This window comes from Actinomadura keratinilytica, from assembly GCF_039539665.1.
Lineage (GTDB): Bacteria > Actinomycetota > Actinomycetes > Streptosporangiales > Streptosporangiaceae > Spirillospora > Spirillospora keratinilytica.
The window spans coordinates 106,553-113,765 of record NZ_BAABDO010000001.1 but is presented as its reverse complement, the minus strand read 5'-3'; the positions used below and the strand labels follow the sequence as shown (position 1 = coordinate 113,765).

The window sequence follows — 7,213 nt, the reverse complement described above, 5'->3', positions numbered from 1 at the left end:
GTCACTGCTTCAGCAGCGGCGCGAACGACTCGTCGATCGCGTCCAGGGTCATCATGGCCTGCCGGTAGGTCGCGGCCTCGGTGTAGCGGATCGGGTAGGTGCGGCCCGCCTTGACCGCGGGCAGGTTCTTCCACAGCTTGTGGTCGAGCACGTACTTGACGCCCTCGGGCACCGAGCCGTCGGGGTTGACCGAGTAGGTGATGGCGTCGGCCTCGGCGAAGGCGCTGGGCAGCTCCTCGATCGAGGGGTACTCGCTCACGCTGCGCGAGCCGGTGCCCTTCTGCTTGACCTGGCCGTAGTACTTGGCGCCGACGTCGTTGGCGACGTTGGTGCCCCAGGACCCGTCGAACTCGCGCTGGAAGTTTCCCTTGGCGACCTCGCCGTACGAGCCGACGTGGGCGAACTTCAGCTTCGGCAGGACGTCCTCGTACTTGGCGGCGAGCTGGGCGGCCTTGGCCTCGTACTGCGCCTTGGCGGCGTCGTACTTCTGCAGCACCCCGGCCGCGTCGGCCTGGCGGCGCGACAGGTCGCGCCAGGCGCGCGGGACGGTCGGACCGATCGCCACGACGGGCGCGATGGACTTCAGGCGGTCGACGTCGATGTCACCGAGCACCGGTGCGGGCACGCCGATGACGATGAGATCGGGCTTGGCCTTGGCGATCGCCTCGTAGTTGGTCTCGGCGGCCTGCTCCCCGGCGACCTTGGGCAGCTTGTCGTAGGCGGCCTTGGTCCGGGCGTCCATCATCGGCACGCCGCGCTTCCAGGTCGAGATGCCGACCAGCGGCGCGCCGGCCTCGATCAGGGGCGGGACGGCGTAGCCGGTCGCGACGACCCGCTGCGGCTTGGCCGGGATGGTGATATTTCCGTTGTCGGCCTTGAACACCCGGGTGCCGCCGTCGGCGGCCGCCGTGCCGTCGTCGCCGCCCGACCCGCAGCCGGTCGCCGTCAGGGCGAGTGCGACCAGCAGGGCCGCGCAGCGACGTACCGTTCGACCAGTGAACATGTGTTCCTCGGGGTTGTGATCTGATCAGTGCTCGTGGTCGTCGTCGTAGTCGGCGACGCCGCGCTTCCAGTAACCGGTGATGTCGTAGTCGCCCCGGTCGAGGCGCAGCTCGTCGCGCACCCACCGGCGCAGCGGCTTGAGCGTTCCGGCCTCGCCGGCGATCCACACGTAGACGCGCTGCCCGTCCGGGATCTCGACCGAGCGGACGGCGCGTTCCAGCAGGCCGCCGGTGCCGGGCGGCCGGTCGCCGCGGTGCAGCCAGCGCACCTGGACGTCCTCGGGCGCCGACAGCCCGATCTCCTCCGCGGCGTCGGCGACCTCGACGAACGCCCAGCCGGCCGCCGTGCGGGGCAGCTCCTCCAGGCGCCGGGCGATCGCGGGCAGCGCGGTGATGTCGCCCGCCAGCAGGTACCGGTCGTAGGCGTGCGGCACGATCAGCCCGCCGGGCGGGCCCGCGACGTGCACCGGGTCGCCGGGCCGGACGGACCGCGCCCAGTCCGAGGCCAGGCCCCCGTCGTGCAGGGCGATGTCGACGGCCAGTTCACCGGTCCGCGCGTCGTAGCGGCGCACCGTGTACTCCCGGGTGGTGGGGGACGGCCTCGGCCACCGCAGCATCAGCCCGTCCGGTTCGGGCAGGCGCAGCGTCCCGTCCGGATCGGGGAAGACGATCTTGACGTGCTCGTCGGGGGCGTGGGACTCGAACCCCTCCGTGCCGGGGCCGCCGAGCGTCAGCCGGATCAGGCCCGCGCCGACCATCTCGGTGCGCACCACCTCGGTCCGGCGGATGCGGATCGGATAGGGCACCTTCTCGGCCCGTGTTCCGGCCCTGACCTCGGCGATCCGCTCCAGGTGGCGGTCCCGGGAACCGATCCTGCTCACGCGCCCTCCAGCAGGGCCGTCCAGTGCGCCAGTTCGGGCCGCTCGGCCAGGTCGGGCACCTCCAGGCGGGTGGCGCCGGCCGCGCGCCACCGCTCGACCAGCGCCATGATCCGGACGGAGTCGAGCCCGCGGTCGAACAGGTTCTCGTCGGGTGCGATCTCCTCCGGGGCGCAGCCGAGCAGGGCGGCGACGTCGGCCCGGACGCGGTCGGCGGACAGGGCGGGCGTGCCGCTCATCGGGTACCTCCGATCGATGCGGACGCCGTGAGCGCGGTCACGGCGTCGGCGGTGGTGAGCACGGCGCCGCAGCGCTGCGCGACGTACTCGCAGGCCTGGTCGTGCCGTCGGCGGGAGAAGTCGGCGACCGCGTCGGCCACCAGGAACGGGCGGATGTCGCGCATGAACGCCTCGACGGCCGTGGCCTGGCAGCCGATGTGCGCGTAGACGCCGGTGACCAGCAGCTGGTCGCGTCCCCGCGCGGCCAGCTCCTCGGCGAGCGGGCTGCGCTGGAAGGCGCTGTAGCGCCATTTGACCAGGACGCGGTCGTCCGGCCCGGGGGCCAGCTCGGGAACGATGTCGGCGGCCCGCGGGTCGGCGTCGATGGCCGCGCCGATGCCGGCGCCCCAGAACTCGGTGAGCAGGCCGCGGTCGGCGGGTTCCTGGCGCGCCGGCTGGGCGGTGTAGAACACCGGCATCCCCTGCGCGCGGGCCGCCGCGAGCAGCCTGCCGATGTTGGCGGTCACCTCGGGCACCGGGGCGCCCGCGAACGGGGCGAGGAAGTAGCGCTGCATGTCGTGGACCAGCAGCGCCGCCCGCGCCGGGTCGGGCCGCCAGTCCACCCGGCCGGCCGGGAGCTCGCCCGCGGCGGGCGGCCGGTAGGGCTGAATGCTCGGCAGGGACACCAGGACCTCACCCCTTCTCGGTGCGGGCGGCCAGCGCCGCCCGCAGCTCGCGCTTGCTGGTCTTGCCGACCCCGGTCACCGGGAACTCCTCGACGACCACGACCAGGTCCGGCACCTTGAACGCCGCGACGCCGCGCTCGCGGACGAAGCGCCGCAGTTCGGGCCCGGTGGGGTGGGCGCCGGCGGTGGGGACGACGTAGGCGCAGGTCCGCTCGCCGAGGTACTCGTCGGGCACGGCGACGACGGCGGCGTCGAGCACCCCGGGGTGGGCCATCAGATGGTCCTCGACCTCCTCCGCGGCCACCTTCTCGCCGCCCCGGTTGATCTGCTCCTTGGCGCGGCCGACGACCTCCAGGTGCCCGGAGGGGTGCCGGCGCACCAGGTCGCCGGTCCGGTAGAAGCCGTCCGGGGTGAACGCCGCCGCGTTGTGCTCGGCGGCCCGGTAGTAGCCGCGGATCGTGTAGGGGCCGCGGGTCAGCAGGGCGCCGACCCGGCCGGGCGCCACCTCCGCGTCGGAGGGGGCCGCGGGGTCGTCGGGGTCGACGACGCGGATCTCGTCGTCGGGTGAGATGGGCCGCCCCTGGGTGCCGAGCACGATGTCGTCGGGGTCGTCGAGCCGGGTGTAGCAGACCAGCCCCTCGGCCATCCCGAACACCTGCTGCAGGCGGCAGCCCAGCGCGGGCCCGATCCGCTCGGCCAGTTCGCGGCCGCACTTGGCCCCGCCGACGAGCAGCACCTGCAGGCTGGACAGGTCGCGTTCGGTGCGCGCCGCGGCCTGCACCCACGCCGCGGCCAGCGGCGGCACGACACCGGTGATCGTCACGCGCTCGGTCTCGATCAGCCGGAACGCGGTGTCGGCGTCGGGGCGCGGCGCCAGGACGGCCGCCGCGCCCGCGTGCAGCGCGCCGAGCACCCCCGGCGAGCTCAGCGGGAAGTTGTGCGCCACCGGAAGCGCGGCCATGTAGACGCTCTCGGGGCGCAGCGCGCAGATCCGGGCGCTCTCCCGGACGCTGTAGATGTAGTCGTCGTGGGTGCGCGGGATCAGCTTGGGCACGCCCGTGCTCCCGCCGGACAGCTGCAGGAACGCCACGCCCTCCGGGTCGGGGTCGGGCAGCTCGCGCGGCGGCGTCGCGGCCAGGTCGCCGAACTCCGCCGAGCCGACGGTCAGCACGTGCCGGACCGAGCGCACGTCGGCGGCGACGGCGCGGGCGGTGGCCGCGTGGTCGTGCCGGTCGTGCCGGTCGACGGTGATGATCGCGACGGCCTCGGTGTGCGCGGCGAAGTGCCGCAGCTCGGTGCGGCGGTGCGCGGGCAGCGCGAACACCGGCCAGGCGCCGGCGCGCCAGAGCCCGAAGACGACCGGCACGAACTCGGGGATGTTCGGCAGCTGCAGCACCACCCGGTCGCCCGCCTTGACGCCCAGGCCGGCCAGCCCCGCCGCGATCCGGTGGGCCCGCTCGTCGAGTTCGGCGTAGGTCCAGCGCACCGTCGTCCCGGCCCGCTCGCCCACCACCGCGGTGCGGTCGGCATAGGCCGCCGCCAACGCGGTGAGCAGCCTGCCGAACGTCTGCCCGCGCCAGTGGCCGGACGCGCGGTAGCGGGCCGCCGCCTCGGGCGGCCAGGGAACGTGGTCGGGGCCGGGGTGTTCGGTCGCGCTCACGCGGCCCCCTCCGCTGCGGCCGCGTCCCGCACCCCGAGGGCGCGCAGCATGGTGGCGAACTTGGCGGTGGTCTCGGCCAGCTCCGCCTCCGGGTCCGAACCGGCGACGATCCCGGCGCCCGCGAACAGCCGGACGGTCCGGTCGCACACCTCGGCGCTGCGGATGGTGACGACCCACTCCCCGTCGCCGCCGAGACCGGTCCAACCGACGAGCCCGGCGTAGTAGCCGCGGTCCTCCGGTTCCAGGGCGGCGATCGTGTCGCGCGCCCGCGCGGTGGGCACCCCGCACACCGCGGGCGTGGGGTGCAGCGCCTCGGCCAGCGCCAGCGACGACGATCCGGGGTCGGCCGGGTCCGCCAGGCGCCCGGTGATGCGGCTGGACAGGTGCCACATCGTCGGGGTGCCGACCACCTCCGGTTCGGCGGGCACGTGCAGCTCGCCGCAGAACCGGCCGAGCACCTCGGCGACCTGCGCCGCGACATGGGCGTGCTCGTCGCGGTCCTTCTCCGAGGCCGTCAGCTCCGCCACCCGCTCGCGGTCCACCGCCCGGTCGCCGGCGCGCGGCCGGGACCCGGCGAGCGGGTTGGCCACCACCCGGTCGCCTCGCCGCGCGACGAGCAGTTCCGGGCTCGCGCCGACCAGCGTGCGGGTGGCCGGGTCGCCCGGGGCGGTGACGTCGACCGCGAAGGCGTGGGTCGCGGGATCGGCCCGCACCAGGCCGGCGAGCAGGGCCGGGACGGGGACGGGGGCGTCCGCCGTCAGCCGCAGGCAGCGCGCGAGCACGACCTTGTCGAGGTCGCCGCCGCCGATCAGCTCCAGGGCCCGGCGGACGCCGTCGGCGTAGGCGTCCGGGGCCGGCCGGGGCGTGACCGTCCACGTGGCCGGGCCGGCGGCCGTCGGCGCGGCTCCCGGAAGCGGAGCCTCCGGCGCGCCGGCGCGGCGCACCACGGCCGGGACGACCAGGCTGCTCGCCGCGCCCGGCCGGAACCCGATGGCGCCCGCCACCACGGGCTCCGCCAGCACGCCCGCCGCCGCGTCGAGGGCTTCGGCCGCGGCGCGGGCGTGGGATCTGCGCCCGGCGGCCCGGACGAAGGAGTGGACGCCGTCGGCGAGCAGCGAACCGCGCGGCGACGAGAAGTAGAACGAGCCCGGCAGGTACGCGGCGAGCAGGTCCGCCGCCCGATGCGCGGGCCGCGGCCGGTCCAGCACAGGTGAGGACACGTCGAGGTTTCCCCTTTCGCTGAGGTTCGGCGACCGCCGCACGGGGCCGCATCGCCGCCGTCGCTTCGGCGTGCCGCCCTCTGGGACGCCGACGTCGGCCGCCATCACCACTTCCGGGGTGACTTAGGTGAGGCTAACCTATCTTGATCTCGATAGGAAAGGTTAGCCTCACCTAAGTTCAAAGGGAAGAGGGGTGCATCGGATGGCCACGACCGGAGGCGGGGAAGCGGGGATCGCGGGCCGGATCGCGCTGGTGACCGGGGCCGGCGGCGGGATCGGCGCGGCGGTGGTCGAGGCGCTGGTCAGCGCGGGGGCGGCGGTCGCCGCGGTCGATCTCGACGGGCCGGGAGCGCGGAAGGTCGCCGACGGTCTCCCCGGACGTGTGACATCTTTCACCGCCGACGTCGCCGACCCCGCGGCCGTCGCGCGCGTCGTCGACGACGTGGAGCGCTCGCTCGGGCCGATCGGCATCGGGGTGTCGGCCGCCGGCATCCTGCGGCCCGCGTCGGTGTGCGACACGACCGACGAGGACTGGGCCGCCGCCCTCGCGGTCAACGCCACCGGCGTGTTCACCGTGCTGCGCGAGATCGCCCGCAGGATGGTGCCGCGCCGGGAGGGGGCGCTGGTCGTCGTCGGGTCCAACGCCGCCTCGGTGCCCCGCATGGGCATGGCCGCCTACGCCGCCTCCAAGGCGGCCGCGACCATGCTGGCCCGCTGCCTGGGGCTGGAACTGGCCGGCAGCGGCATCCGCTGCAACGTGGTGTCCCCCGGCTCGACCGACACCCCGATGCAGCGCCTGCTGTGGACCTCCGACGACGACGCCGCACGGGTGATCGCCGGGGATCCGGAGCGGTTCCGCGTCGGCATCCCCCTCGGCCGCATCGCCGACCCGGCCGACATCGCCGACGCCGTCGTCTTCCTGGCCTCCGACCGGGCACGGCACATCACCATGCAGAACCTGCTCGTCGACGGGGGCGCCACCCTCCAGGCGTGACCGCTCCCCCGCGGGCGGTCACGACGAGGACACCGGCGCCACCGGCGCCGCGGACGTGACGGCGTCCGGTGCGGAGCGCGGCGGGGTGCGGCCGGAGGCGGTGAACCATCCGACGACGAGGACGGCCGCGCCGCATCCGGCGATGACCCACCAGGCCGGGCGGGCGGCCGCGAGATGCCCCGACAGCGGGGCGCAAAGGAAGGTCATGACGGCCATGGGCAGCAGCCACAGTCCGGCGTGCAGGGCGTTGAGGGACCGCACGTTCTGCAGGTACAGGGTGGTCAGGAAGAGGAAACCGCCCAGGGTGGCGAAGCCGGCGACGGCGTTGACGCAGGCGCCGCTGAAGGGCGCCGTCCCCCGCACCGAGTGTGTTCGCCGGCCCCGCACGCACAACAATTTGCGTTTTGAGGTCAGGCAGGCCCGACAAGCAAGCAAAACCTACAATTCACCGAGGTTTCGACGCCCGGTGGCGTTGACCCGAATGCCCATGACGACCACGAGAAAGTCGCCGAGAAGCAGAAGCGCCCGCCCACCGGAGCGCCGGGCTCCCCCCGAA

8 protein-coding genes are annotated in these 7,213 nt (G+C 74.7%); 1 reads left to right on the top strand and 7 read right to left on the bottom strand.

Annotated features, from left to right (window positions below):
- Position 1 precedes the first annotated feature (1 nt).
- Genes ABD879_RS00490 through ABD879_RS00465 form a run of 6 tightly spaced genes read right to left on the bottom strand, consistent with a single transcriptional unit; the run spans position 2 to position 5,663 of the window.
- Positions 2 to 1,003 carry an ABC transporter substrate-binding protein gene (locus ABD879_RS00490; RefSeq protein WP_345016236.1) on the bottom strand — a complete coding sequence of 334 codons (1,002 nt, stop codon included), beginning with the start codon at positions 1,001 to 1,003 and terminating at the stop codon, positions 2 to 4.
- A gap of 24 nt (positions 1,004 to 1,027) precedes the next feature.
- Positions 1,028 to 1,882: a siderophore-interacting protein gene (locus ABD879_RS00485; protein ID WP_345016234.1), complete on the bottom strand. Its 855-nt coding sequence runs from the start codon at positions 1,880 to 1,882 to the stop codon at positions 1,028 to 1,030.
- Positions 1,879 to 2,118 (bottom strand): phosphopantetheine-binding protein, encoded by a 240-nt coding sequence (locus ABD879_RS00480; protein WP_345016232.1) that lies wholly within the window; start codon positions 2,116 to 2,118, stop codon positions 1,879 to 1,881. The genes ABD879_RS00485 and ABD879_RS00480 overlap by 4 nt, the downstream gene beginning before the upstream one ends.
- Complete coding sequence (locus ABD879_RS00475) at positions 2,115 to 2,783, bottom strand: isochorismatase family protein (RefSeq protein ID WP_345016230.1); 669 nt, start codon at positions 2,781 to 2,783, stop codon at positions 2,115 to 2,117. The genes ABD879_RS00480 and ABD879_RS00475 overlap by 4 nt, the downstream gene beginning before the upstream one ends.
- Before the next feature lie 7 nt (positions 2,784 to 2,790).
- Positions 2,791 to 4,443, bottom strand: coding sequence for a (2,3-dihydroxybenzoyl)adenylate synthase (locus ABD879_RS00470; RefSeq protein WP_345016229.1), 1,653 nt, complete (start codon positions 4,441 to 4,443; stop codon positions 2,791 to 2,793).
- Positions 4,440 to 5,663, bottom strand: a complete 1,224-nt coding sequence (locus ABD879_RS00465) for an isochorismate synthase (RefSeq protein WP_345016228.1) — start codon at positions 5,661 to 5,663, stop codon at positions 4,440 to 4,442. Before ABD879_RS00465 ends, ABD879_RS00470 begins: the two co-directional genes overlap by 4 nt.
- Before the next feature lie 202 nt (positions 5,664 to 5,865).
- Between ABD879_RS00465 and ABD879_RS00460 the strand changes: the two genes are divergently transcribed.
- Positions 5,866 to 6,657 (top strand): 2,3-dihydro-2,3-dihydroxybenzoate dehydrogenase, encoded by a 792-nt coding sequence (locus ABD879_RS00460; protein WP_345016227.1) that lies wholly within the window; start codon positions 5,866 to 5,868, stop codon positions 6,655 to 6,657.
- 18 nt (positions 6,658 to 6,675) lie between these two features.
- On the opposite strand, the gene ABD879_RS00455 is transcribed toward ABD879_RS00460, so the two are convergent.
- On the bottom strand, positions 6,676 to 7,044 hold the full coding sequence (locus ABD879_RS00455) for an MFS transporter (RefSeq protein ID WP_345016225.1): 369 nt from the start codon (positions 7,042 to 7,044) through the stop codon (positions 6,676 to 6,678).
- Positions 7,045 to 7,213: the final 169 nt, after the last annotated feature.

Coding starts and splice junctions, on each gene's coding strand:
- ABD879_RS00490 (WP_345016236.1), bottom strand. CDS start 1,003: ATGTTCACTGGTCGAACGGTACGTCGCTGCGCGGCCCTGCTGGTCGCA.
- ABD879_RS00480 (WP_345016232.1), bottom strand. CDS start 2,118: ATGAGCGGCACGCCCGCCCTGTCCGCCGACCGCGTCCGGGCCGACGTC.
- ABD879_RS00460 (WP_345016227.1), top strand. CDS start 5,866: ATGGCCACGACCGGAGGCGGGGAAGCGGGGATCGCGGGCCGGATCGCG.